At 67.8% G+C, this 25,247-nt stretch carries 22 protein-coding genes; 11 read left to right on the forward strand and 11 right to left on the reverse strand.

What is annotated here, in order from left to right; translation table 11 throughout:
* Positions 1-2: 2 nt before the first annotated feature.
* Positions 3-2,489: a DNA ligase D gene (gene ligD, locus ACZK33_RS00250; RefSeq protein ID WP_423174605.1), complete on the forward strand. Its 2,487-nt coding sequence runs from the start codon at positions 3-5 to the stop codon at positions 2,487-2,489.
* Between the two features lie 71 nt (positions 2,490-2,560).
* Here ligD and ACZK33_RS00255 read toward each other — a convergent pair whose 3' ends face one another.
* The 4 genes from ACZK33_RS00255 to ACZK33_RS00270 form a co-directional block, all read right to left on the reverse strand.
* The gene (locus ACZK33_RS00255; RefSeq protein WP_032129269.1) at positions 2,561-2,953 is read right to left on the reverse strand and encodes a hypothetical protein; all 393 of its coding nucleotides are present in this window, start codon (positions 2,951-2,953) and stop codon (positions 2,561-2,563) included.
* A 166-nt stretch (positions 2,954-3,119) separates the two neighbouring features.
* Positions 3,120-4,148 (reverse strand): alcohol dehydrogenase AdhP, encoded by a 1,029-nt coding sequence (adhP, locus tag ACZK33_RS00260; RefSeq protein ID WP_423174604.1) that lies wholly within the window; start codon positions 4,146-4,148, stop codon positions 3,120-3,122.
* Positions 4,149-4,243: 95 nt separating this feature from the next.
* Positions 4,244-4,882, reverse strand: coding sequence for a bifunctional 4-hydroxy-2-oxoglutarate aldolase/2-dehydro-3-deoxy-phosphogluconate aldolase (gene eda, locus ACZK33_RS00265; RefSeq protein ID WP_132808674.1), 639 nt, complete (start codon positions 4,880-4,882; stop codon positions 4,244-4,246).
* A gap of 116 nt (positions 4,883-4,998) precedes the next feature.
* A complete protein-coding gene (locus ACZK33_RS00270; protein ID WP_049422365.1) occupies positions 4,999-5,589 on the reverse strand; it encodes a cysteine dioxygenase family protein in 591 nt (196 codons plus the stop codon).
* A 239-nt stretch (positions 5,590-5,828) separates the two neighbouring features.
* On the opposite strand from ACZK33_RS00270, the gene ACZK33_RS00275 reads away from it, so the two are divergent.
* Positions 5,829-6,884: a LacI family DNA-binding transcriptional regulator gene (locus tag ACZK33_RS00275; protein WP_032129266.1), complete on the forward strand. Its 1,056-nt coding sequence runs from the start codon at positions 5,829-5,831 to the stop codon at positions 6,882-6,884.
* A 105-nt stretch (positions 6,885-6,989) separates the two neighbouring features.
* Here the strand turns inward: ACZK33_RS00275 and phhA are convergent, their stop codons facing one another.
* Entirely contained in the window at positions 6,990-7,883 is an 894-nt protein-coding gene (gene phhA / locus ACZK33_RS00280; RefSeq protein WP_049422366.1) for a phenylalanine 4-monooxygenase, read from the reverse strand.
* A gap of 125 nt (positions 7,884-8,008) precedes the next feature.
* On the opposite strand from phhA, the gene ACZK33_RS00285 reads away from it, so the two are divergent.
* Positions 8,009-8,491, forward strand: a complete 483-nt coding sequence (locus ACZK33_RS00285; RefSeq protein ID WP_004153377.1) for an Lrp/AsnC family transcriptional regulator — start codon at positions 8,009-8,011, stop codon at positions 8,489-8,491.
* Between the two features lie 87 nt (positions 8,492-8,578).
* Positions 8,579-10,579, forward strand: coding sequence for a hypothetical protein (locus tag ACZK33_RS00290; RefSeq protein WP_423174603.1), 2,001 nt, complete (start codon positions 8,579-8,581; stop codon positions 10,577-10,579).
* A gap of 39 nt (positions 10,580-10,618) precedes the next feature.
* Here the strand turns inward: ACZK33_RS00290 and ACZK33_RS00295 are convergent, their stop codons facing one another.
* Together ACZK33_RS00295 and ACZK33_RS00300 are read right to left on the reverse strand one after the other, a co-directional pair.
* A complete protein-coding gene (locus ACZK33_RS00295) occupies positions 10,619-11,611 on the reverse strand; it encodes a patatin-like phospholipase family protein (RefSeq protein ID WP_049399033.1) in 993 nt (330 codons plus the stop codon).
* Positions 11,612-11,795: 184 nt separating this feature from the next.
* Positions 11,796-12,812, reverse strand: a complete 1,017-nt coding sequence (locus ACZK33_RS00300) for a TIGR00266 family protein (RefSeq protein ID WP_329810949.1) — start codon at positions 12,810-12,812, stop codon at positions 11,796-11,798.
* A gap of 159 nt (positions 12,813-12,971) precedes the next feature.
* Between ACZK33_RS00300 and ACZK33_RS00305 the strand changes: the two genes are divergently transcribed.
* Positions 12,972-15,245, forward strand: a complete 2,274-nt coding sequence (locus tag ACZK33_RS00305; protein ID WP_423174602.1) for a TonB-dependent receptor — start codon at positions 12,972-12,974, stop codon at positions 15,243-15,245.
* A gap of 112 nt (positions 15,246-15,357) precedes the next feature.
* Here ACZK33_RS00305 and ACZK33_RS00310 read toward each other — a convergent pair whose 3' ends face one another.
* A complete protein-coding gene (locus ACZK33_RS00310) occupies positions 15,358-16,197 on the reverse strand; it encodes an acid phosphatase (protein WP_049399001.1) in 840 nt (279 codons plus the stop codon).
* 262 nt (positions 16,198-16,459) lie between these two features.
* Here ACZK33_RS00310 and ACZK33_RS00315 point away from each other — a divergent pair, with 262 nt between their 5' ends.
* Both ACZK33_RS00315 and ACZK33_RS00320 read left to right on the forward strand, forming a co-directional pair.
* Positions 16,460-17,338 (forward strand): hypothetical protein, encoded by an 879-nt coding sequence (locus ACZK33_RS00315; protein ID WP_032128674.1) that lies wholly within the window; start codon positions 16,460-16,462, stop codon positions 17,336-17,338.
* An 11-nt stretch (positions 17,339-17,349) separates the two neighbouring features.
* The gene (locus ACZK33_RS00320) at positions 17,350-18,552 is read left to right on the forward strand and encodes a DUF4785 domain-containing protein (RefSeq protein WP_423174601.1); all 1,203 of its coding nucleotides are present in this window, start codon (positions 17,350-17,352) and stop codon (positions 18,550-18,552) included.
* Positions 18,553-18,695: 143 nt separating this feature from the next.
* Here ACZK33_RS00320 and ACZK33_RS00325 read toward each other — a convergent pair whose 3' ends face one another.
* Entirely contained in the window at positions 18,696-19,517 is an 822-nt protein-coding gene (locus tag ACZK33_RS00325; protein WP_107432555.1) for an ABC transporter ATP-binding protein, read from the reverse strand.
* Between the two features lie 151 nt (positions 19,518-19,668).
* Here ACZK33_RS00325 and ACZK33_RS00330 point away from each other — a divergent pair, with 151 nt between their 5' ends.
* The 4 genes from ACZK33_RS00330 to ACZK33_RS00345 all read left to right on the forward strand — a co-directional run bounded on the left by ACZK33_RS00330 (position 19,669) and on the right by ACZK33_RS00345 (position 23,742).
* Positions 19,669-20,871, forward strand: coding sequence for a DesA family fatty acid desaturase (locus ACZK33_RS00330; RefSeq protein ID WP_182266985.1), 1,203 nt, complete (start codon positions 19,669-19,671; stop codon positions 20,869-20,871).
* Positions 20,868-21,200, forward strand: coding sequence for an EF-hand domain-containing protein (locus tag ACZK33_RS00335; protein ID WP_329894394.1), 333 nt, complete (start codon positions 20,868-20,870; stop codon positions 21,198-21,200). The genes ACZK33_RS00330 and ACZK33_RS00335 overlap by 4 nt, the downstream gene beginning before the upstream one ends.
* 19 nt (positions 21,201-21,219) lie before the next feature.
* Positions 21,220-22,032 (forward strand): bifunctional DNA-formamidopyrimidine glycosylase/DNA-(apurinic or apyrimidinic site) lyase, encoded by an 813-nt coding sequence (mutM, locus tag ACZK33_RS00340; protein WP_032128679.1) that lies wholly within the window; start codon positions 21,220-21,222, stop codon positions 22,030-22,032.
* A gap of 105 nt (positions 22,033-22,137) precedes the next feature.
* Positions 22,138-23,742: an OpgD/OpgG family glucan biosynthesis protein gene (locus tag ACZK33_RS00345; RefSeq protein WP_012509627.1), complete on the forward strand. Its 1,605-nt coding sequence runs from the start codon at positions 22,138-22,140 to the stop codon at positions 23,740-23,742.
* Between the two features lie 42 nt (positions 23,743-23,784).
* Here the strand turns inward: ACZK33_RS00345 and ACZK33_RS00350 are convergent, their stop codons facing one another.
* Together ACZK33_RS00350 and ACZK33_RS00355 are read right to left on the reverse strand one after the other, a co-directional pair.
* The gene (locus ACZK33_RS00350; protein WP_032128680.1) at positions 23,785-24,489 is read right to left on the reverse strand and encodes an SEL1-like repeat protein; all 705 of its coding nucleotides are present in this window, start codon (positions 24,487-24,489) and stop codon (positions 23,785-23,787) included.
* Between the two features lie 95 nt (positions 24,490-24,584).
* Entirely contained in the window at positions 24,585-25,205 is a 621-nt protein-coding gene (locus tag ACZK33_RS00355; RefSeq protein ID WP_008264720.1) for a thymidine kinase, read from the reverse strand.
* Positions 25,206-25,247 lie beyond the last annotated feature (42 nt).

The following is a 25,247-nucleotide window of genomic DNA, read 5'->3' on the forward strand; positions in this document are numbered from 1 at the left end:
CCATGTCGCTGCACCAGTACCGGCGCAAGCGCAGACTGGGTGGTGGCGCCGGGCAGACGCCGGAACCTGACGAAACGCCTGCACGGGCTGATCCCAAGCGGCGGCCGATCTTCGTCATCCAGCTGCATCACGCAAGCTCGCGTCACTACGATTTCCGTTTGGAGATGGACGGTGTACTGAAGAGCTGGGCGGTGCCCAAGGGGCCTTCCCTGCGCGTCGGTGAAAAGCGGCTGGCCGTGGAAGTGGAAGACCATCCGCTGTCCTACGCCGGTTTCGAAGGAGACATTCCTGAAGGCCACTATGGCGCTGGCCACGTGGATGTCTTCGATCACGGCACCTGGGCCTGTGAAGGTGATCCACTGCTGGCGCTGGCGGCTGGAAAGATCGACTTCGTGCTGCACGGGCAACGCCTGGCCGGTGGCTGGAAGCTGGTGCGTACGGCAATGAAAGGGCGTCAGGTGCAGTGGCTGCTGATCAAGCGCGACGACGGCGAAGCGCGCGACGCGGAGGCGGATGACCTGCTGACGGCACCCACGCCGAAACGAGCATCTGCGGCGAAGAAGCGTTCCACAGCGAAGGCGGCGCGTGCTGCACCCGTCGCACGCACGACCACGCGCAAGGCCGATGCGCGTTGGCGTGCACGCGCGCTGCAACTGCACGGCGCACGTGATACGCCCTATCCCCTTGGGTTCAAACCGCAGTTGACCGATCATCGCGACAGTGCCCCCGACGGCGAGCGCTGGCTGCACGAGATCAAGTGGGACGGCTATCGTCTGCTGGCCGATCTGCACAATGGCGAGGTGAAACTCCGCTCGCGCAACGGCCTGGACTGGACGGCCGATTTTCCCGAGGTCGCGCAGGCCGTGCTGGCGCTGCCGGTGCGCGATGCGCGCCTGGATGGCGAGCTGGTGGTTCTGGACAAGGAAGGACGCAGCGATTTCGCAGCACTGCAGCGCGTGATCGATGGAAGCTCGAAGCAACCGTTGCGTTACATCGTGTTCGATCTTCCGGGTGTGGCCGGCGTGGACATCAGTCGTGCGCCGTTGCTGGAACGCAAGGCGCTGCTGAAGGATCTCATCGGGCCGCCGCCCGGCACACTGGCCTTCAGCGAACACGTGGTCGACCATGGGCCGCAAGTGTTCGATGCCAGCGGCGAGGCCGGCTTCGAAGGCATCGTCAGCAAGCCGGTGGATGCGCCGTACGTAAACACCCGCGCGCGCAGCTGGGTGAAGGTGAAGCACGAAGACACCGACGAGTTCGTGATCGTCGGCTATACGGCACCCAAGGGTTCCCGGGTGGGATTCGGCTCGCTGCTTCTGGCCACGCCGGACAAGGCCGGGCTGCGCTATGTGGGCCGCGTGGGTACCGGCTTCGACGACGGGCGCCTGCGCGCGCTGCTCAAGGCACTGCAGCCTTTGGCAGTGAAGACGCCGGTGCTGCAGCTGCCGGCGCATGTGCCGTTCCGCGCCGCCAGCGTACGCTGGGTGAAACCGGTGACGGTGGCGGAGGTGGCGTTCCGTGGCTGGGGCAAGGAAGGCCTGCTGCGCCAGGCCAGTTTCAAGCGGTTGCGCAGCGACAAGCAGAAGGAGGACCTGGGAATGAGCAGCGCAGATGCCGAAGCCGGAGGTGAGGTCCAGATCACCCATCCTGAGCGGGCGGTGTTTCCAAAGCAGAAACTGAGCAAGGGCGACGTGGCCGACTACTACCAGCGCATGGCGCGCTGGATCCTGCCCGAAATCGCCGGACGTCCGCTGTCATTGCTGCGCTGTCCGGATGGCGTCGGCAAGGCCTGCTTCTTCCAGAAGCATCATGGCCCCGGCCTGGGCGATGCGGTACATGCGGTGCCCCTCCAGCAGAAGAGCGGCCGCGAGGACTATGTCTATATCGACGATGCACGTGGCCTGTTGCAGCTGGTGCAGATGAACACCCTGGAGCTGCATCCGTGGGGTGCGACCGTGGCTGACCCGGAGCATCCGGACCGACTGGTGTTCGATCTCGACCCTGGTGACGGCGTCAGCTGGGCACAGGTGAAAGCCGGTGCGCGCGACGTGCGTGACCGCCTGCAGCAGGTGGGTCTGGAGAGCTTCGTACGCCTGTCTGGCGGCAAGGGGGTGCACGTGGTGGTACCACTGCAGCCCAAGGCTGGCTGGGGCGAAGCCAAGGCATTCTGCGAGGCGTTCGCACAGGTGATGGCGGAGCAGGCGCCGGACCGCTACGTGGCGACGATGAGCAAGGCCAAGCGCAATGGCGTCATCTTCATCGACTGGCTGCGCAACACCCGAGGCGCCACCAGCGTGTGCTCGTGGTCGCTGCGTGCACGCGATTCTGGCGGCGTGGCGGTGCCGCTGCGCTGGGAAGAACTGGCGCGGGTGAGCGCGGCCGACGCGTTTCCGATGGCCAAGGCGCTGGCGCGTGCCAAGCGGCTGAAGGGTGACCCATGGCAGGGCATCGCGCGATTGAAGCAGACGCTGCCGTCGCTGAAGCGGTAGTGCCGGCCGCTGGCCGGCACCTGTAGCATGGGCGAGGTTGCCGGCCAGCGGCCGGCACTACCTGGATGCGCTCAGCGCGGATCGCGCGACGCGCGGCGGCCGAACCACCAGCCGGCCAGCAGCTGCAACGGCAGCGATGCCAGCAGCGAAATGACGAACCAGAGCGGGAAATCCGCGCCTGCGGTCCACATTGCGTAGGCGCAGCCGAGCGCGATCAACGACCAGATCGAAAAACCATGCGAACGCGGCCAGCACGGTGCGTAGTAGGTGGCGAAGGAAATGCCAGCGACGCCGCCGAGCACGCTGAAGGCCAGGTCCCACCCCAGCTGCACGCTGTTGTTGTCCGGCGACATGCCCACCAGCGGGGGCAGCCAGCTGGCGACGCTGCTGACCAGCGCAAGCGACAGCACGCCGCCGATCAGGGCGACGAGGGACAGGAACAGGGTCTTGAGCAGGCCGGGCATGCGCGCATTGTACGGCTGCCACAGAGTGCCCGGGTTGCCGGCCAGCGGCCGGCACTACCGAACCGACTGGGGTTTGCTGGCCAACGGCCGGCACCACCGGGGGATAGGCATGGCCGCCGCGTCCGTGGGAGAGGGGGACGGAGCGACGGCGGCCATGCACAGGCGGTCAGGCGGCGAAGTCGAGCACCACGCGGCCTTCAATGGTGCCCGCGTGCATGCGCGCGAACACGTCGTTGATGTTTTCCAGGCGGTCGGTGCTGACCGTGGCCGCGACCTTGCCTTCGGCAGCGAACTGCAGCGACTCCTGCAGGTCCAGCCGGGTGCCGACGATCGAGCCACGCACGGTGATGCCGTTGAGCACCATGCCGAAGATGTCCAGCGGGAAATTACCGGGCGGCAGTCCGTTGAGCGAGACGGTGCCGCCACGGCGGACCATGCCCAGCGCCTGCTCGAACGCCTTCGGCGACACCGCGGTGACCAGCGCGCCGTGCGCGCCGCCGATTTCCTTCTTCAGGAAGGCGGCCGGATCGGTGGTACGGGCGTTCACGGTGATCTGCGCGCCGAGCTGCCGGGCCAATGCCAGCTTGCTGTCGTCCACGTCCACCGCGGCCACGTTCAGGCCCATCGCGCGGGCGTACTGCACCGCCATGTGGCCCAGACCGCCGATGCCGGAGATGGCGACCCAGTCCCCGGGCTTGGTGTCGGTCACCTTCAGGCCCTTGTAGACGGTCACGCCGGCGCACAGCACCGGCGCGATCTCGACGAAGCCCACGTCCTTCGGAAGCAGGCCGACATAGTTGGCATCGGCCAGTGCGTACTCGGCGAAGCCGCCGTTGACCGAGTAGCCGGTGTTGCGCTGTGTCTCGCACAGCGTTTCCCAGCCACCCAGGCAGTGTTCGCAATGGCCACACGCCGAGTACAACCAGGGGATGCCGACCCTGTCGCCTTCCTTGACGTGCCCTACCCCGCCTCCCACGGCCACGATGTGCCCCACGCCCTCGTGACCGGGGATGAACGGCGGGTTCGGTTTCACCGGCCAGTCGCCCTCGGCGGCGTGCAGGTCGGTGTGGCAGACGCCACAGGCCTCGATCTTGACCAGTACTTCGCCCGCCCCCGGGCGCGGTATCTGGACTTCCTCGATCACCAGTGGCTTGCCGAACTCACGCACCACGGCGGCCTTCATGGTCGAATTCATGTTCGGATCTCCGTAGTGCGCTTGCCCACAGAATGACGCCGGCTCGAGGCCGGCGCTTTGATCACGATCAAACCTTTGACGATTCGTGCAGCGGTTCAGCCGGCCAGTACCGAGGCCTCGCGGGCCAGACGCTCGATCGCATCCCAGTCGCGGGTCTGCAGCAGCGCCGGGGTGGTCAGCCACGAGCCGCCCACGCACAGCACGTTGGGCAGGTGCAGGAACTGCGGCGCGGTCTGCGCGCTGATGCCGCCGGTCGGGCAGAAGCGCACATCGGCGAACGGGCCGTGCCAGGCCGCCAGCAGCGCAGCGCCACCGGCCTGCACCGCCGGGAAGAACTTGAAGGTGTCGTGGCCGTGCTCCAGGCCCAGGATCAGGTCGGAGGCAGTGGCGGCACCGGGCAGGTATGGCAGGTCGGCATCACGCGCGGCGGCATACAGCGTCGGGGTGGCACCGGGGGACACCGCGAAACGCGCACCGGCCTGCTTGGCTGCCTGCATCTGCGCGGCGTTGAGCACGGTGCCGGCACCGATTACCGCATCGGGCACGGCCTCGACCATCGCCTTGATCGCATCCAGCGCCTGCGGCGTGCGCAGCGTCACTTCGATCACCGGCAGACCGCCGCGGAACAGCGCCTGGGCCACTTCGACCGCTTCATTCACATCTTCGGGGGTGTACACCGGAATCACCGGTGCCAGCTTCAACAGCGCGCGCAGGCGCGGATCAGCGCTGGACATCGTCTTGCTCCTTGCCCGACCGGGCATCGCGGATCGCCGCCGGGTCCGGCAGCGCAGCGGCGCATGATGCCACGTGGCTCACGACGGTGCTGGTGGTGCCCCGCCCTGCCCCCGGCTCAGGCCGGGTCGGCCTGCAATGCCTGGATGCGGCGCTGGTACCAGTCACCACCGAGCGGATCGAACACCGCAGAGCGCTCCATCTGCGCCTCGTACACGTGTACCGAGATCGCCAGCGCTTCGTTGCTGGCGTTGCGCAGGGTGTGGTACTCGTGCGGCGGAATCAGGCTGCCGGCACTGCCGCAGCCCCCGCGCAGCACGGCGTGGCGGCGGAAGCGGCAGCGCTCACCGTTGCGCTCCAGCAGTTCATAGCGGGTGATCTCCAGCTCGCCTGACCACACTCCCTCCACACACCACATGGCATCGTGGTCGTGCAGCGGCGTGCCCTGCCCTGGGCCCCAGCTCATGGCAATCACGCTGTAGCCGTGTTCGCGGCTGTGGTACAGCGGGCGTCGCGCGTAATGATCACTGACCGGATGGTGTACGCACTCGGGCAATTCGATGCGGCTGTCCGCGATGGCTTCCTGCAGCGCCAGCTGCAGGTCGGCGGTGATGCGCTCGGCATCACCGGAGGTCATCGCCGCATCGACCGCAGCGATCAACCTGTCGCGGCCACGGAACACCGGAAACGGAGAAGTCTGCAGGTCCATGCCCCGACTGTAGCGGAGCCTGGTTAAGGGAATGTTGGCGTTCGCGCGCGTCGCGCCCGCATTCAAGGTGAACACGCGCGGAAGAACGGTTCAGATGGACATCAAGTAGAGCGATCACAATGGAACCTCGCGCAGCAGAAGCGGTCGAACACGACGCGATCCATCTTCGCTGCGACATTCCGCAACTTCGCGCCCCACGGGCGCAAGGCTAGAATTCTCCGAATTACCTGGTTCTATACATGTCAGTGCGAATTATTAGCGATGCCGCGTTGCCGGCATCGAAGGGCAAGGCTGCCACGATCAACGACATCGCACGACTGTCGGGAGTTTCCAAGAAAACGGTTTCAAGAATCATCAACAACTCGCCGCTGGTGCGCAAAGACACCCGCGACAAGGTCGAGGCGTTGATGCGCGAGGTCGGTTACGTGCCCGACCCCCTGGCGCGCGGCCTCGCGTTCCGCCGCTCCTTCCTGATCGGCCTGGTGTATGACGACCCGGGCGCCCAATGCATCGTCGACCTGCAGCACGGCGCGCTGGAAGCGCTGCGCGGCACCGGCTATGAACTGGTCGTGCATCCCTGCGACAGCCTGGCTCCGGACTGTGCGTACGGCGTGCGGCGCTTCGTGCAGCAGCAGAAGCTGCACGGCGTGATCCTGGGCCCGCGTGCCTCCGAGTCGGCTGCGTTGACGGAGATGCTCGACGGCATTGAATGCCGCTACGTCCGCATCAACGCGCATGTGTCGGATGACGAGGCACAGGCCGTGGTCACCCATGATCGCGACGGTGCAGCCGCGGCAGCGGGCTACCTGCTCTCGCTCGGCCACCGCGACATCGCGGTGATTGCCGGTCCGGGTGACCGCCGTACCGCACGCGAGCGCACTCATGGCTTCCTCGATCGGCTGGCGCAGGTGGGCCTGACCCTGCCGGGTGAACGCGTGCTGGAAGCGGGCGATACGTTCGAGTCGGGCGTGCATGCCGCCGAACGGCTGCTGATGGGCGGACAGCGGCCCAGTGCGATCTTTGCCGGCAACGACGAAATGGCTGCCGGCGTGTACCAGGTGGCGTTGCGTGCGGGCATCGCGGTGCCGCAGCAGTTGTCGATCGTCAGCTACGACGACAGCCCGCTGGCGTCGCGGCTGTGGCCGCCGCTGACCTCGGTGCGCCGCCATGTGTCCGACATCGGGCGCATGGCGGCGGCGATGCTGGTGCAGGCTGACGTGCCGGATGCGCCGACCGCAACCAGCGTGCATCCGCAGCTGATGGTGCGCGGTTCCTGCCGGGCCGTGGACGCCTGATCGCCCTGCCATCGCCTGCACTGCCGTGACGGTGCAGGCAGGCAGCAACGAAAACGGCGCATCCAGGTGCGCCGTTTTCAGTACGGAGCGGTGTGTGCCGTTCGCCTACACGTCGCCGCCGTCGGCCCAGCCTTCGCCGGTGCCCTTCTGGAACACGCGGTCATCGCCCTGCACATCGCCCGCCGGCAGATGCGCCTGATCAGACAGCGCCGCGTAGATCGGGGTGAAGTCCGGCGAGGTCGCCTGCATCAGCTGTTCGAAGCTGTCGATGACGAAGTAGGTCTTCTGGAAGGTGTCGATGCGGTACTTCGTGCGCATGATCCGCTGCAGGTCGAAGCCGATGCGGTTGGGCGCGGCCGATTCCAGCGAGTACAGCGATTCGCCCTTCGACGACACGATGCCGGCGCCGTAGATGCGCAGGCCTTCGGGCGTATCGATCAGGCCGAACTCCACCGTGTACCAGTACAGGCGGGTCAGGTTCTGCAGCGCGTCCGGGCCGATCGCGTGGGCTTTGACGCCGCCACGGCCGTACGCCTCCATGTAGTCGGCGAACACCGGGTTCATCAGCAGCGGCACATGGCCGAACAGATCGTGGAACAGGTCCGGTTCGGCGATGTAATCGATCTGGTCCGGGCGACGGATCCACCAGGTCACCGGGAAACGACGGTTGGCCAGGTGGTCGAAGAAGTCCAGTTCCGGCAGCAGGCCTTCCACGCCGACCAGGGTCCAGCCGGTGGCGGCGCCGAGCACTTCGTTGAGCTGGTCGAAGCGCGGAATCATGTGCGCGCTCATGCCCATCTCGTCCTGTGCATCCAGGAATTCCTGGCAGGCGCGGCCGACCAGCAGCTCGCGCTGGCGCTGGTACAGCGTGCTCCAGGTGGCGTGGTCGTCGGCGCTGTAGGTGTCCCACGGCTGCTCGACGAGCGCGGTGGTATACACCGGCACGTAGCCCTTGTCGGTCTGCTGGTGTTCGACGCGGCGGGGCTGGGCGAGGTCCATGGGGCACTCCTTGACGGGATACCCACGATGCTAGGGCAGGGCGCGCGCAACAGGGTTGCAAAAGTTGCGCCGATTGGCATTGTTGGCGCAATATCCTTGCGTACTCACCATGTTGCGGGGCAACAATGGCCGGAGAAGTCCAGTTCGATCGCACGGATATACGCCTGCTCGCTGAAATCCAGCGGGATGGGCGCGCCACCAACGCCGAGCTGGCGACGCGGGTGAACCTCTCACCCTCGGCCTGCCTGCGGCGCCTGCAGCGGCTGGAAAGCGAGGGCGTTATCGTCGGCTATGGCGCGCGGCTGGAACCGCGCCAGCTGCGGCTGGGCCTGCAGGCCTTCGTGCGCGTGCAGCTGGAAAAGCACGACCAGGCCGCCATCGGCCACTTCGTGGACAGCGTGCAGGGCTGGGATGAAGTGGTGGCCTGCCATGCACTGACCGGCGACATGGACTACCTGCTGCACGTCTACGTGCGCGACCTGGAGCACTTCTCGCACTTCCTGCTGGACCGGCTGCTCAACGCCGGTGGCGTGGCCGATGCCAATTCCAGCTTCGTGCTGCGCACGGTGAAGGGCTTCCAGGCATTGCCGCTTTCGCAGCTGGAATGAACGCGCCGCTGCGATTTGACGGCGCCGGGCGGGTAGCCGAGCATCTCCGCCCTGCGCGCGTCGCAGCGTTCCTTTCCGGTTCCACGCATGCCCGAACTCCAGCACCCGCTGCCCACCACCACGTTCCTGCCGCTGCAGCGCAAGTCGCTGGCGCGCTACGTTGCCCATGGCACGCCACCGCAGACCGCAGTGGAGCAGGCCGGGCTGATGGCCGCGCAGCTGTGCCGGACGCGCCTGCATCCGGCGGCCGAGATCGAGCGCCTGCTGCATGATGCCTGCGCGTTGTTTGCCGGCAACGAAGGTGCGGCTGCACAGCTGGCCGGGCCCGGTGGCGGTGGCCAACCGGAACTGGATGCCTGGCTGAGCGCATTGGCTGCCCACGGCGTGCTGCTGGCACCGGCGGAGATCCTGCAGGACGTCATCGCGCAGTCGCCACGGGAGTATCCGGGCCTGGCCCTGCAGCAGGCCTGTCAGGAAACCCTGGTCGAACATGAGATCCGCTTTCCCGCCACCTTTTCCAGTGACGATGACGAGGCCACGCAGGATGAGGTTGTCGCCGAGGATGCACGGTCGGTCGAACACCATGGCCTGTACACCTCCGAGCAGGCCCGCGTGCTGCGCGCCATCGCCGCCAACCCCGATGAGCTGATCGACCTCGATGGCTATGCCGGCACCGGCAAGGGCCACCTGGTGCTGGCGCTGATGGATGCGCGGCCGGGCCGCTACACCTACGTGGCGCCCTCGCGTGGGCAGGTGGAAGCCTTCCGCGCCCGCGTGCCGACCAGCACTGCGGTGCGCCTGCTGACCCAGATCGAGTTCGCCAACCGCGTGGCCCAGCACGCCGCGCGCAGCGGCCAGACCGGTGGCTTCGTTGCCAGCTACCGGCGCAGCACCCGTACGCCGCGCGAGATTGCCGGCCGCATCGGCCTGCAGGGCATCGGTGGGCGCAGCCCGGAGCAGGTGCTGCTGACCGCATTCGAGGCCATCAACCGTTGGTGCGCCTCGTCCGCGCCGCGCATGGCCTTCCAGCATTTCGACCGTTCGGTGCCTGCCGCGATGCTCGATGTGTCGCCGTACATGGCGGCCGCCGAGCACGTCTGGCGCTGCATGTTCGACGCCGAACTGCAGCGGGGCACGCTGCTGAGCCTCAGCCCGGCGCACATCGGCAAGTGGTTGGCCCTGCGCGGCGTCACCCCGCCGCTGGACATGGGCATGCTGCTGGTGGACGAGGCGCATGACCTGAGCCCGTCGTGGAAGCAGTTGCTGGCCGGCCATGCGCCTGGCGTGGTCAGCCTGGGTGATCCGCACCAGTGCCTGACCGGTACGGTGCCGCGCTGGGCCGCGTCGAAGGTGCTGGAAATGCACCAGTCGGTGCGCCAGGGCAACCAGGTCGAGGGCCTGGTCAACCAGACCCTGGCACTGGATGGACTGGGCCAGGACAGTGGGCCGTTCGTCGGTGCCACCGACCGCGCCACCGGTGTGCTGCATTACCGCGACTGGGCGCAGGTGCCGAGCGAGGGCCTGCGCATCCATGGCAGCGTCGCCGATCTGGCCCTGGACGCGGCACAGCTGCACGCACTCGGGCTGCGGCCCTACCTGCATCCGGCATCGCTGCGCGCGCTGCGCAGCGTGCTGCAGCGGCCACTGGATGCGTGGCGCCGGCGCCGCGACAGCGCATCGGACCAGGAATGGGAGCGCTTCCTGGCCACGCAGGCCGACGAAGGGCAGGGCGCGCTGGTCGAACTGTTTGCGTCTGCCGATCGGGTGCAGTCACTGCTGCAAGCGCTCGATGACCAGGACACGCCCGCTGAAGGGCGGGTGGCGCTGTGCCTGGCCGAACACGCGAAGAACCTGCAGTTCGACGTGGTCTCGCTGTCGCCCGGTTGCTTCAGTGCGGGGCAGGGCGGGCGCATCTGGCACAACCCGGTGCGCGCGGTCTATCTGGCGCTGACCCGTGCGCGACGCCAGCTGCACGTACCGGCCGATGGCATGGAACAGCTGCAGCACACGGCGACACTGCAGGAGCAGGCCCGCCAGATGCGCAGGCGCGAGCAGCAGCAGGCCAGCGGTTACCGGCCCGCGCGCTAGCACGCGCGTCGCTGTCTGGCAGCGACACGCTGGCTCAGGTCAGCACTTGTCCTTGCGGCCCATCAGCTTGCCCAGGCGCGAGGCTTCCTCGCACTTCGGCGCGGCCACCGGTGCCGGTGCGGCCGCCGCGGCACGTGCGCGCTGCAGCTGCTGGATCTTGGCGCGGATCTGCGGCATGGCTGCCATCGCGGCCTTTTCGCCTTCCAGGATGGCGGTGCCACGCTGGCTGAAATCGGCGGCGCCGATGTCCAGCACCTTCGGGCGGATGACGATGTCGGCGCGTGCCAGTTCCTGCTCGCCCAGGCGCTGGCCCATGATCGAGATGGACTGGTTGACGATGCCCAGCATGTCGGTCGGCGCCTTGCCGCTGGCCTTGCTGGAGATGTCCACGGCGATCACGAAGTCGGCGCCGAGCTGGCGCGCGGCATCCACCGGCACCGGGCTGACCACGCCGCCATCGATGTAGTTGCGGCCACCGATCTTCACCGGTTCGAACACACCGGGAATGCTGCTGGACGCGCGCACCGCCTGGCCGACGTTGCCGCGCACGAAAATCGAGCGCTCGCCGGTTTCGAGCTGGGTGGCGACGGCGGCGAACGGCTTCTTCAGGCGCTCGGCAGGACGGTTGGCGACCTGCTCGTTGACGTAGTCCTGCAGCTTCTGGCCCTGCACCAGGCCGCCGGAGAACAGGCGCACGTCGCGGATGCTGGCTTCGTCCAGGGCGACTGCCTTGCTCTGCATCTGGAACGCGTCCATGCCGCTGGCGTACAGCGCACCGACCACGCTGCCGGCGCTGGTGCCGGACACCACGGCCGGTTCGAAGCCGTTGGCCTCCAGCATCTTGATCACGCCGATGTGGGCGAAGCCCTTGGCTGCGCCACCACCGAGGGCGATGCCGATCTTCACCGGCTTGGCCTGCGGCACCACGGTCGGCGCCGGCGGCGGTGTGGGGCGGACCGGGTCGCCACCGCAGCCGGCCAGCAGGCCGATCAGGGCGACGGACAGCAGCATGCGGGGGCGGAACAGGCTCATCGGCAGTGCGCTCGCGGCGCCGGATTCAGGAAAGGGCGCCAGCATACCGAAGCCGTGGCGGGGCGGGCAGGGTAGGAAACATCGCCCATTCATAAAGGTAGTGCCGGCCGCTGGCCGGCAATCATTGGGAACCTGGCAACGGTTCATGAGGCTGCCGGCCAGCGGCCGGCACGACCGGGGGCGGTCAGAACCGGTTGTCGCCGTCCAGCATCCGGCCCAGGCCGCCCAGCACCGAGCCTTCGCCGCGGTTCTGGCCACCGCCCTGCGGCGCGGCCATCCACATGCGGCCGGCCAGACGCGAGAACGGCAGCGACTGCAGCCAGACCTTGCCCGGACCGGTCAGCGTGGCCAGGAACACGCCTTCGCCGCCGAACAGCATGCTCTTGATGCCGGCCACCCGGCGTACATCCATGTCTACGGTCGGGTGGTAGGCCACCACGCAGCCGGTATCCACATCCAGCCGCTCGCCGGCGGCCAGCTCGCGCTCCACCACGCAACCGCCGGCATGGATGAACACCCAGCCGTCGCCTTCCAGCTTCTGCATGATGAAACCTTCGCCGCCGAACAGGCCGGTCATGATCTTGCGCTGGAACTGCACGCCGATCTGCACGCCGCGCGCGCCGGCCAGGAAGCTGTCCTTCTGGCAGATCAGGCGGCCGCCATGCTGGTCCAGCTTCATTGCCAGCACGGTGCCGGGGTAGGGCGCGGCGAAGGCGACCTTGCCCTTGCCGTGGCCGCTCTGGGTGTAGACGGTGGCGAACAGGCTCTCGCCGGTCAGCACGCGCTTGCCGGCGGCCATCACCTTGCCCATGAAGCCGCCGCCCTGGTCGCCGTTGGCGGCGCCGAACACCGTGTCCATCTGCACGGTGGCATCCTTGAACATCAATGCGCCGGCCTCGGCAATGGCGCTCTCACCGGGGTCGAGCTCGATCTCCACGAACTGCATTTCATGGCCGACGATGCGGAACTCGATGTCGTCGGCGCGGCCGCTGGCCGCGGCGGGGACCGGCGGCGGGGTGTTCGGCATGCCCGGGGCCGCGGACTGCAGTTCGGGCACCTCGGCAATCGAGGTCCACCCACTCATGCCCTGGCACCAGGCCAGGGCGCGCGGGTTGGCCTGCGCATAACGGCGCGCGGACTCGTCATCAAGCGGGCCGATACGCTCGGCCTGGGCGGAGGCATGGAAGTACCACTGGGTCATCGCGGCGGCTCTGCAGGGCTGGAAAACCCCGAGTCTAGCGAGGGCGCGGGGGCCGGAGCGACGCGGCCATGAACGGCAGGCATTTGCGGGGCAGGTGCTGTATTGCAACAATTATCTGGTAGCGCCGTTTTACCACCCCTCCAAACACAGCCTACCGCCATGTCTCCGACCCGCACTTCCCGTGGCCGCCTTCCGGTCGCGCGCCCCCTCGTTGCCGCTCTTTCCGCCCTGTTGCCGCTGGTAGCAGCCGCCCAGGAAACTCCCGCTGCCAAGGATCCGGTTGCCCTTGATGCCCTGCAGGTGACCGCGCAGCGCCGCGTCGAGAACGCCAAGGACGTGCCGGTCGCGATCAGCGCGATCCAGGGCGAGAAGCTCGATGTGCTGGGTTCGGCGGGCGATGACATCCGCTTCCTGGCCGCGCGCGTGCCCAGCCTCAACATCGAGTCGTCCTACGGCCGTGCCTTCCCGCGCTTCTACATCCGTGGCCTGGGCAACACCGACTTCGACCTCAATGCGTCGCAGCCGGTGTCGCTGGTGTACGACGACGTGGTGCAGGAAAGCCCGCTGCTGAAGGGCTTCCCGCTGTTCGACCTGGCCAATGTGGAAGTGCTGCGCGGCCCGCAGGGCACGCTGTTCGGCCGCAATACCCCGGCCGGCGTGGTCAAGTTCGATTCGGCGCGCCCTTCGCAGGATGCTGACGGCTACGTGCGCGTGGGCTATGGCAGCTACAACAGCTGGAACGTGCAGGGCGCCTATGGCGGCCCGCTGACCGACCGCTGGTCGGCACGCGTCTCGGCCATCTACCAGCGCCGTGACGACTGGGTCGACAACACCCGCGCCGGTGCGCCCAACAGCGGTTTCGAAGGTTATGACGAAGCCGCCGGCCGCGTGCAGTTCCTGTACGAAGGCGACGACTTCGAAGCACTGTTCAACCTGCACAAGCGCAAGCTCAACGGCACCGCCCGCCTGTTCCGTGCCAACATCATCCAGACGGGTGGCAACGGCCTGGTCGAGAACTTCGATCGCGACAAGGTGGCCAACGATGGCGTCAACTTCTCCGACCTGAAGACCTGGGGCGGCAGTGCGCGCCTGCAGTGGAACCTCGGTTCGGTGACCCTGCACTCGATCACCGGTTATGAAACCGCCGAATCGCTCAATCGTGGTGACATCGACGGTGGCTACGGCGACGCATCGCTGGGCGCTGGCAACTATGGGCCGGGCTTCATCCCGTTCTCGTCGGAGTCGGCCGACGGCCTGCCGCACCATCGCCAGTGGACGCAGGAGTTCCGCGTCGAATCCAACGAATGGGGTCGCTTCGACTGGCAGGCCGGCGTCTTCTATTTCGACGAAGACGTGACCATCAACAACTTCAACTACAACTCGTTGAAGCCGGGCAACCCGCAGACCGGCCACGTGGTGCAGAACCAGCGCAACAAGGCATGGGCGGTATTTGCCTCGGGTGACTTTGATGTCACCGACCGCTTCAAGCTGCGTGCCGGCGTGCGCTACACCCAGGACAAGAAGGACTTCAACGCCAGCGTGCTGCAGGCCGTCCTTCCGTTCGGCACCCCGGTCAGTGGCCCGTACCTGGCCAACACCGACGTCAACGACGTCAGCTGGGATGTCAGCGGCGTGTACAAGCTGACCGACAACGTGAATGCCTACGCCCGCGTGGCCAAGGGCTTCCGTGCGCCGTCGATCCAGGGCCGCCTGGCCTTCGCGCCGGGCCTGTCGCAGGCCGATTCGGAGAAGGTGATCTCGTACGAAGCCGGCATCAAGGCCGACCTGTTCGAGCGCCGCGCGCGCCTGGGCCTGAGCGTGTTCCGCTACAACGTTGACGGCCAGCAGTTGATCGCGGTGGGCGGCACCAACAACACCGCCACCCTGCTCAACGCTGACAAGACCATCGGCCAGGGCGTGGAGCTGGACCTGGAAGCCTATCTGGCCGACAACGTCCTGCTGACCTTCGGCAGCAGCTACAACGACACCGAGATCAAGGACAAGGATCTGGCGGTAGCGATCTGCGGCGGTGGCTGCACCATCAATGACCCGACCACCGTCATCAACGGTGGCACCTACGCACTGGTCAACGGCAACCCGCTGCCGCAGGCGCCGAAGTGGATCCACAACGCGACCCTGCGCGTCGGCTTCCCGCTCAGCGATGGCAGCGAGCTGTATGCCTACACCGACTGGGCCTACCGCAGCGCAGTGAACTTCTTCATCTACGAGTCGCCGGAATTCCGCGGCCGTAGTTCGCTGGAAGGCGGCCTGCGCCTGGGCTACAACTGGGATTACGGCCAGTACGACGTGGCCGTGTTCGGCCGCAACCTGACCAACCAGACCCGCGTGGTCGGCGCGATCGACTTCAACAACCTGACCGGCTTCCTCAACGAGCCGCGTACCTGGGGCGTGGAGTTCACCGCGAAGTTCTGATGCGGTGACCGCGTAGATGCAATGAAGAAGGGCCGGCGCAATGCCGGCCCTTCTGCTTTACACCCATCGGTAGTGCCGGCCGCTGGCCGGTAACAATTGAACCGCCAGGCGCTTACAGCGCGCTCTGCGGGCGCACCTTCAGCACCGCTTCCTCGGCCGCGCAGTCGCGGCTGGAGTGCAGGCCGGCCTTGCGCGCGGCAGCGATCTCCTTGCGTGCGGCCAGCAGGTCCTTGTTGAACGCGGCGTTGTCGTGCAGGCGGGCCACGGCGGCAGCGCCCATGAAGCGGCCTTCGAGGATGTCGCTCTGCCAGTGCACGTTGCACACCAGGCGGCTCTCGCCGTAGTTGCGGCCGCGCGCCTGGATCGCATCGGCGCGATCCGGTGCGATCTCCGACAGGATCAGGGCCCAGGCCCAGCCGATCGAGGTGTGGCCGGACGGGTACGAGCCGTTCTTGCGCAGGCCTTCTTCGTCCTTCGGCGAGCAGGTCGGTTCACCATTGACCATGAACGGGCGCGGGCGCTGGTAGTGGTTCTTGGCGGCCTTGGTGGCGGCGCTGGCGTCGATCCGGCTGCGCTCCAGCAGGCGGTACAGCGCCGGGGTCTTCACCGCATCGACGTCGATGTCGGCGGCGCAGGAGAAGTGGTTGGCGCCTTCCGGGAAGCCGAGTTCCGCATCGACACCGGCCTGGGCGAAGCGCGGGCTGCCACGCAGCGCGCGGGCTTCACGGCTGACCTGTTCGTCGAGGGCGAGGGCGGCCGAACCGGCCACCGGCGGTGCTGGCACCAGGTCGAGGCTGGCCGGTACCGCGCTCTTGTCCAGATAGCCCACCGCCTTGGTGGTGATGTTGGCTTCGACGGCGGTCGGCTTGGCGGCGGTGGCGGCACAACCGGCCAGGGCCGCGATGACGGCAAGGCCGAGCAGCGGGCGGGCAGGGTGGGAAATCAGCGACATGGACAGGCTCCGGAGGAAAAACATCGCGCCATGATCGCAGCCCGTATACGACACCGCAGTGGCCATCGGTCATACGGCCAGACCCGGCATGGTCATCCCGGCGATATGAAAAGCGTCATCGAGTGACGTCAGTCTCCTGAATCCGGGCGCAGCGCACGGACTTTCACGCGGCCTCGCCGCGAGCATCGGCACAACGGCAAGCACCAGGGGCCGTCCAGTTCCAGCCGGGTCGGGGGGATCCGTTGACAGAGGGAGAGAAGCGATGCGCAGCACCGCAACAGGAAGTACCGTCCTGGCCCTGCTCCTCGGGCTGGCAACCGCGCCGGCACAGGCGGCCGACGTGGTCGGTGTGGCCTTTGTGCATGGCACCGGCGCACAGACCAACGCCACCCAGGACTACTGGCAGCCGGCGATCATCGACACCGTGCGCCAGGGCCTGCCGAACAGCAGCAACTACGTCGTCATCAACTGTGACTTCACCCAGTACATGTGGAAGCCGGAAGCGGCCGGCTGCCTGGCCAATCAGCTGACCGGCTTCATCGACAGCCGTGGCATCACCCAGCTGGTGGTGATCACCCACTCCAACGGCGGCAACGTGATGCGCTGGATCCTGTCCAACCCGACCTATGACAGCCGCTATCCGAAGATCATCCGCACGGTGCGCAAGGTCAACGCGCTGGCACCGTCTTCGGCCGGCACGCCGTTGGCCGATGCGGTGCTCAACGGCAACACCTTTGAAACCTCGCTGGGCTGGCTGCTGGGCTACAAGAACGACGCCGTGCGCCAGCAGCAGGTGGCGAGCATGGCCACCTACAACGCGCAGAACCTCTACGGCACCGCTGGCCGCCCGGCGCTGCCCAAACCGTTCCGCGCGGTGGTGGGCAGCGATGTGGAATCGGCGGTGTGGGACAGCAACAGCTACTGCGGTGGCTATGCCGCCAACGTCGGCCTGGAGTTCACCCAGAACTGGCTGTCGTCCTGCTCCGATGGCTTCCTGGAGTGCAGCAGCCAGAAGGCCGCCGGCACCACCTGGTTCACCGACAAGGCGCGTACCCAGGGTGCAGAACCGCTCAGCCACAACCAGAGCCGCCGCGAGTGCTTCGGCCTCGGCACCCTGCTGCGCAACGACCTGACCCAGTGAGGGAGACGACCATGACGATTCAATCCACCCTGCTGGCCGGCGCCACCCTGGCAGTGCTGTCCCTTTCCGTAGCGCAGGCCGCGCAGCCGCTGCAGGCCGCCCGTGCGGGCGATCAGGTGCCTGCCGCCCTGGTAGCCGCGCCGCTTCCCACCGATGAGAGCGAACACGCGCCACTGGCCTTTGCCTGGGCGCTGGACCCCGCACAACCGCTGCAGGCGGCTACGCCGTATGCCTCGGTCAGCCGCAGCTACTGGCAGCAGGTTGATGGCACGCAGCTGCAGCGAGGCCTCGACCTGCCACTGACGGCGCCGGATGCGGTGATCCAGCTGAGCCCGACCGCAGGTGCCCGCGCGCTGCCGGCCAACACTTTGCAGGTGCGCGACCCGGCCGGCCGCAGCAGCGTGGCGCGCAGTGTCGATGCGCGCGCGCTGCAGGATGCCGGCATGCCGGTGAGCGATGGCAGCAGCATGCTGCGTACCGGCGCGACCAGTGCGGTCGGTGCGTACACGCTGCAGAGCGCGCAGGCCCAGGGCCGCTACGTGGTGCAGGTGCTGGAGCCGAACAGCCCGCTACGCCTTGAGGTGCAGGCCAACCAGGCGCAGGTGCTGGCCGGCGGCAACGTGCAGCTGCAGGCACGCCTGCTGGAAGACGGCACCACCACCGCGCAGCTGGCATCGCGTCGTGGTGGGCTGGGCGGTGAAGCCCTGCTGGTCGCACCGGATGGCCGCAGCTGGCCGCAGCGGTTGCTGCGCACCACCGATGGCAGCCTGCGCGCGCAGGTGCGGATCCCGGCCGATGTCGGCAGCGTGCAGGGGCTGTGGGAATTGCAGGTGTTCGCCCAGGCCGACGGTGTGCTGCGCGATGGCAAGGTCGCCTTTGCGGTGGCACGGCCGACTGCCCGCTTCAGTGGACAGGCCGCGCCGGACCCGGCCAGTCGTCAGGTGGCACTGCCGCTGCAGGTGGCCGCGGCCGGACGCTATGAGGCGCGGGGCACGCTGTACGCCACGGCCCGCGATGGCCAGTTGAAGCCGGTGGCACAGGCACATGCGGCCGCGTGGTTCGATGGCCCGGGCGCAGGCCAGCTGGTGCTGCCGTTCGACCAGGCCGCATTGCCGGCCGGCTTCGGTGCGCCGTACGAGCTGCGCGACCTGCAGCTGCAGGACCAGAGCCGGATGGCACCGATCGAGTCGCGCGCACTGGCGTTGCGGTTCTGAGCAAAGCGGTGGCGGGCCGGAACATCCGGCCCGCTGCCCCGCCTTCTGTAGAGCCGAGCCATGCTCGGCTGCTTCTGCTCGCGGCGAACGGCAGTCGAGCATGGCTCGACTCTACAGACGGTTACGGAGAGCGATGCATCTGTCTATCCCGCGTACGCGGTCAGTCGGCCTTCCTGTTCGACCACCGTGATCGCGCCGCCGAACACCGCCGACAGCGGTTCATTGCGCAGCAGCTCGGCGCGGGTGCCATCGGCCAGTACGCGGCCGTCGCGCAGCAGCACCACCCGTTCGATCTCGGGAATGATCTCTTCGATGTGGTGGGTCACCAGCACCAGAGTGATGCCCTGCTGCGCCAGTACCCGCATGGTCGCCACCAGCTGCTCGCGGGCGACCAGATCCAAGCCGGTGGAGGGCTCATCCAGCAGCAGTGCCTGCGGCCGGTTGACCAGCGCGCGGGCGATCAGCACGCGGCGGGTCTCGCCGGCCGACAGCTCGGCGTAGGCGCGCTCACGCAGCGACAGCGCGCCGGTCATCGCCAGTGTCTCGCCGACGCGTGCACGCATGTCGGCGGTCACCTCGCGAAAGGCCGGCACCACGTAGCTGGCGAAGAAGCCGGACAGCACCGCCTGTTCCACGGTCAGCCCCGGCATGTCGGCCAGGTTGCTGCTGAGGTCGCCGGTGACGATGCCCAGCTGCGAGCGCAGGCGATCCACCTGCCAGCGGTTCTGGCCCAGCACCTTCACCGCCACCGTGCCGTCGCCCTGGGCCAGCGGGTACAGCTCGCGGGTGATCAGCTTGATGAAGGTGGACTTGCCGCAGCCGTTGGGGCCGAGCAGGGCGGTGTGCTGGCCCTGCGCGATGCGCAGGCTGAGCCCGTGCAGCACCTTCACCTGGCCGCGTACCACGGTGGCGCGGTCCAGTTCGATCAAGGGGGGCTGCTCCGCCAGGGGCGGGGCGGCGGTCATGGCGCTGGCGCGTGGATCAAGGCTCGACAACTCAGGTCCCCAACTGTGAACGGTGCCTCGGATGGCGATGCAGAGCATCGCCGCAGGGATGCAGTTTGCAACGCAAGCGCCCATGATGTCTGCCATCCCCGCGTCGACCCGGAGAGCCGTCATGCCAGATGCCCTGATGTCCCTGTTGACCGGTGGTGTGCTCGGCCTGGGCTGGTGGGCCATGCTGGCGGTGCTGCTGGTCTTCACTCAGATCACCATCTTCTCGGTGACCCTGTACCTGCACCGCAGCCAGGCCCATCGTGGGGTCGATTTCCACCCGGCGCTGGCCCATGTGTTCCGCTTCTGGCTGTGGCTGACCACCTCGATGATCACCCGCGAGTGGGTGGCCATCCACCGCAAGCACCACGCCAAGGTGGAGACCGAGGACGACCCGCACAGCCCGGTCACCCGTGGCATCGGCAAGGTGTTCTGGCACGGCGTGGAGTTGTACCGCGAAGCGCGTGGCATGCGCGCGGACATCGAGCAGTACGGGCGCGGTACCCCGGATGATGCGATCGAGCGCCGCCTGTATACCCCGCATGCCACGTTGGGGCCGGTGCTGCTGTTCGCGATCAATACCGTGTTGTTTGGCCTGCCGGGCGTGGCCCTGTGGGCGATCCAGATGGCATGGATCCCGTTCTGGGCCGCGGGCGTGGTCAATGGCCTGGGACACTGGTGGGGCTACCGCAACTACGAGTCCGCCGACACCTCCACCAATCTCACGCCGTGGGGGTTCTGGATCGGTGGCGAGGAGCTGCACAACAACCATCATGCCTTCCCCAGTTCGGCGCGCTTCGCGATGCGGCGCTGGGAGTTCGATATCGGCTGGAGTGCGATCCGCCTGCTGCAGGCGCTGCGCCTGGCCAGGGTGCTGCGGGTGGCGCCGGCCATGGACGTGCGCCCGAACATCGCCGTGCCCGATGCCGAAACCCTGAAGGCGCTGCTGTCGCACCGCTTCCAGGCGATGACCGATTACCAGCGCAATGTGTTCATGCCGGCCCTGCGCGAGGAAGCCGTGCAGGCCGGGGCCAAGCTGCGCCGCCTGCTGCCACGCCGGCTGCGCCGTGGCCTGGTCAACGATGGCCGCTGGCTGAAGCCGGACAGTCGTGCCCAGCTCAGCGAATGGGTGGCACAGCGCCCGCGCATCCGCACCCTGGTCGAGTACCGCGCGCGGCTGGCGGCGCTGCTCGAGGCCCGCGGCCACGATGCCGCCGAGCGCCTGCATCAGTTGCAGGCCTGGTGCCGTGAGGCCGAGGAAAGCGGGATCGCCGCGCTGCAGGCCTATGCCGCACGGTTGAAGGGCTACAGCCTGGTGGGCGCGTGAGGGCAGGGTACGGGCTTCTGCTGGCGGTGCTGTTGCCGGGCGTGGCGCTGGCCCAGGTCACCGACACCACCAGCTACCTGCAGCGGATGGACAGCGATGGCGACGGCAGGGTCAGCGAGGCCGAGTACGTGCAGTGGATGCTGTATGCCTTCGATCGCATGGACCGCAATGGCGATGGCGTGCTGAGCGCAGACGAGCTGCCCGGCGGCAAGGGCAGGGCGATCAGCCGCGAGCAGCAGCGGCAGGTGATCGTGCAGCGTTTCCACAAGCAGGATGCCAACGGTGATGGCGTCCTGGATGCCCGTGAACTGGCGGCACCGCCACGCTGAGCGGGCGTAGAATCGGTTCATGCCTGAACTGCCCGAAGTCGAAACCACCCGCCGCGGCCTGGCGCCGCACCTGCAGGGTCGCCGCGTGCATGGCGTGATCCTGCGTCGCGCCGACCTGCGCTGGCCGATTCCGCCGGAAGTGGCCGAGCTGCTGCCGGGGCAGCGCATCGAGGAGATCCGCCGGCGCGCCAAGTACCTGCTGCTGGATACCGCCATCGGCAGCGCGGTGCTGCACCTGGGCATGTCCGGCAGCCTGCGTGTGCTGCCCGGTGATACGCCGGTACGCGCCCACGACCACGTCGACATCAGCCTGGACAACGGCCGCCTGCTGCGCTTCAACGACCCGCGCCGCTTCGGCAGCCTGCTCTGGCAGCCCGCCGGTGAGGTCCATCCGCTGCTGCAGGGGCTGGGCCCGGAGCCGCTGGACGACGCGTTCGACGGCGACTACCTGTTCGCCCGCAGCCGTGGCCGCAGCGCGCCGGTGAAGACCTTCCTGATGGACCAGGCGGTGGTGGTGGGCGTGGGCAACATCTACGCCGCCGAGAGCCTGTTCAAGGCCGGCATCAGTCCACTGCGCGAGGCCGGCAAGATCTCGCGCGGGCGCTATCAGCGGCTGGCCGACGCGGTGAAGGAAATCCTCGGTTACGCCATCACCCGTGGCGGCACCACCCTGCGCGATTTCATCAGCCCTGACGGCGCACCGGGCTACTTCGAACAGGAACTGCTGGTGTACGGCCGCGACGGGCTGCCCTGCCCGAACTGTGGCCGCGCGCTGAAGCACGCCACCATCGGCCAGCGCGCCAGCGTCTGGTGCAGCCACTGCCAGCGCTGAGGCGGGCGGCCAGCGGCAGCTGAACGGGCAGGGCACGTCTCCGCTGCCCGTTAACGTTTGTCTGCCTATGATGGCCGACCTTCCCTCTGTGCCTGACGCGCCTGCATGCAACGACGCGACTTCATCCGCAATGCCTCCCTCGCCCTGGCTGCATTCGGCCTGCCGTCCCTGCCCGCGTGCGCGGCCAGCAAGAGCGGCCAGATGGGCCTGCGCCGCCTCGGCCAGCCGCAGCCGTTCGACTTCGCCACCCTGAAGGGCCAGGCGCGCGCGCTGGCACAGGCACCCTACAAGAGCCACAAGCGGGTGCTGCCGGGCCGCCTGGAAGGCCTGGACTGGGACCAGTACCAGTCGATCGGCTACCGCCAGGACCATGCGCTGTGGGCTGACCAGCCGGGCAAGTTCCAGGCCAAGTTCTTCCACCTGGGCCTGTACTTCCACTCGCCGGTGCGCATGTTCGACGTGGTCGACGGCAAGGCGCAGGAGCTGGCCTATGACGGCGCGGCGTTCAACTACGGCAAGAGCGGCATCAAGGACGGCGAGCTGCCGGCAGATCTGGGCTTCGCTGGCTTCCGCCTGAACACCCGCAAGGACACCGACCGCGACTTCGCCGCCTTCCTCGGCGCCAGCTACTTCCGCGCGGTCGGCAAGGAAGGCCAGTACGGCCAGTCCGCGCGCGGCCTGGCGATCGACACCGGCATGGGCAAGCCGGAGGAATTCCCGGACTTCATCGCCTACTACCTGGAGCAGCCGTCGGCCGATTCGGAGACGATCGTGGTCTACGGCCTGCTGGATTCGCCCAGCGTGGCCGGTGCCTACCGCTTCGCCATCACCAATGGTGATGTGCTGCTGATGGACATCGACAGCGCGCTGTACCCGCGCAAGGCGATCGAGCGGCTGGGCATCGCCCCGTGCACCAGCATGTACCAGGTGGGCGAGAACGACCGCCGCATGGCATGGGACTGGCGCCCGGAGATCCACGACACCGACGGCCTGTCGCTGTGGACCGGTGCCGGCGAATGGATCTGGCGACCGCTGCTGAATCCGCGCAACCTGCGCTTCAACATGTTCGTCGACCGCAACCCGCGTGGTTTCGGCCTGCTGCAGCGCGACCGCAACTTCGACCACTACCAGGACGACGGCGTGTTCTACGAGAAGCGCCCCTGCCTGTGGGTGGAGCCGAAGGGCGAATGGGGCGAGGGCTCGGTGCAGCTGGTGGAGATTCCCACCGTGGACGAGACCTTCGACAACATCGTGGCGTTCTGGAACCCGAAGGAAAAGCCGCAGCCGGGCCAGGAGCTGCTGGTCGGCTACCGCCTGTACTGGGGCGCCGAGCCGCCGGCACGGCCGCCGCTGGCGCACTGCGTGGCCAGCCGCACCGGCCTGGGCGGCGTGGTCGGCAAGAAGCGCGAGTATTTCAGCTGGCGCTTCGCGGTGGACTTCGAAGGCGGCGAACTGGCCAGGCTGATCGACAAGGGTGAGGTCGAGGCCGTGGTGGAAGCCAGCCGTGGCCGGGTCGAGATCGTGTCGGCGCGCCCGCTGCGCGAGATCAACGGCTACCGCGCGATGTTCGACCTGGTGCCGCCGGAAGGCAGCACCGAGCAGATCGACATCCGCCTGTTCCTGCGCAGTGGCGGCAAGACCCTCACCGAGACCTGGCTGTACCAGTACACCCCGCCGCCGGCAGGTGCGCCGGAGCGCACGCTGTACTGAATGGATGCGGCCCGGTGCCGGCTACATGCCGGCACCGTTGTTTCAAGGCTTGCTGTCGGTGGCGTGCGACTGGGTCGGCACACCCACTTCCACCGTGCCCCGGCGGATCTTCATCCAGGTTTCGTCCTGCCAGCGTTCGTACTGCTTCGGGTCCCAGTACTTCGGGTCGTAGAGGCGATCGGCCTTGATGGTGCGGGAGATTCCGCCGTCCATGTACACGATGTCGACGTTGTTGGACATCGAGCCGACGCGGCTGCCGGTCATCTCGCGGCGCCCCTTTCTGAGCACTTCGGCCATGCGTGGGCGCGCGACTTCGTCACCATACTCGGCGCGCAGCGCGCTTGCCTGCGCGCGCGCCGCATCATGCTGCTCCAGCGGCAGCGTGGCCCAGTACTCGTTGCGCAGCTCGACGAACAACGGATAGCCACGTTCGGCCGCCACCTCCATCCAGGCATAGGCCATGACCGGATTGCGCGGCTGCTCTACCCCGTACCAGTACATCTCGCCGAGGTAGCCCTGGGCAGGCTTGTCCGCATACCGCGCGGCCAGCCGGAAGTTGTCCATCGCGCCGTTGACATCGTTGCGACGCAGCGCGTTGACGCCCCATTGCCGGTACATCATGTCCGGGTGGCTGTCCATGAAACCGGCGCCGATCACCGCCGCATCGTCTTCACCTGACGGGCGCTCGGCCGCGGTGGCCAGCAGGGGCAGCAACAGCAGCGGCAGCAGCAGGAGGGCAGAGCGCATGTCGGACGTCCAGTTCGGCAGCAGGGGAGCCGCAGCCTAGGCGCGACAGCGCGTGCTTGTAAACCGCTGGAGGTCATGGCGCACCGGCGCGCCTGCTACAGCGGCAGCGGCGCCTGCGCCGGATCGATCCGCCCTTCGCCGCGGGTGATCTTCTTGAACTCGGCGCGACTGACCGACACGTAGCGGTCGTTGCCGCCGATCTCCACCTGCGGGCCGTCCTGCACCGCGTGGCCATGCTCGTCCACACGCACCGTCATCGTCGCCTTCTTGCCGCTGTGGCAGATGGTCTTGATCTCCTGCATCTCATCGGCCCAGGCCAGCAGGTACTGGCTGCCTTCGAACAACTCGCCGCGGAAGTCGGTGCGCAGGCCGTAGCACAGCACCGGAATGCGCAGCTGGTCGACCACTTCGCTGAGCTGCCAGACCTGGGCGCGGGTCAGGAACTGCGCCTCGTCCACCAGCACGCAGCCCATCGGGCCGTTGGCTGCCAGATCCTGCTCGACCCAGCGCTGCAGGTCGGTATCGCGGTCGAAGGCCATGCCGTCCGCACGCAGGCCGATCCGCGAGGCGACCACGCCGGCGCCGGCACGATCGTCCAGGCGCGGGGTCAGGATCGCCACCCGCATGCCGCGCTCGCGGTAGTTGTGGGCGCTCTGCAGCAGGGTGGTGGTCTTGCCGGCGTTCATCGCCGAATAGTAGAAGTAGAGCTTGGCCATCGACGGATTGTACGCCGCAGCCCCGCTTCGCCGAAGCCGTTC

This window comes from Stenotrophomonas sp. 86156_Sma, assembly GCF_056481625.1.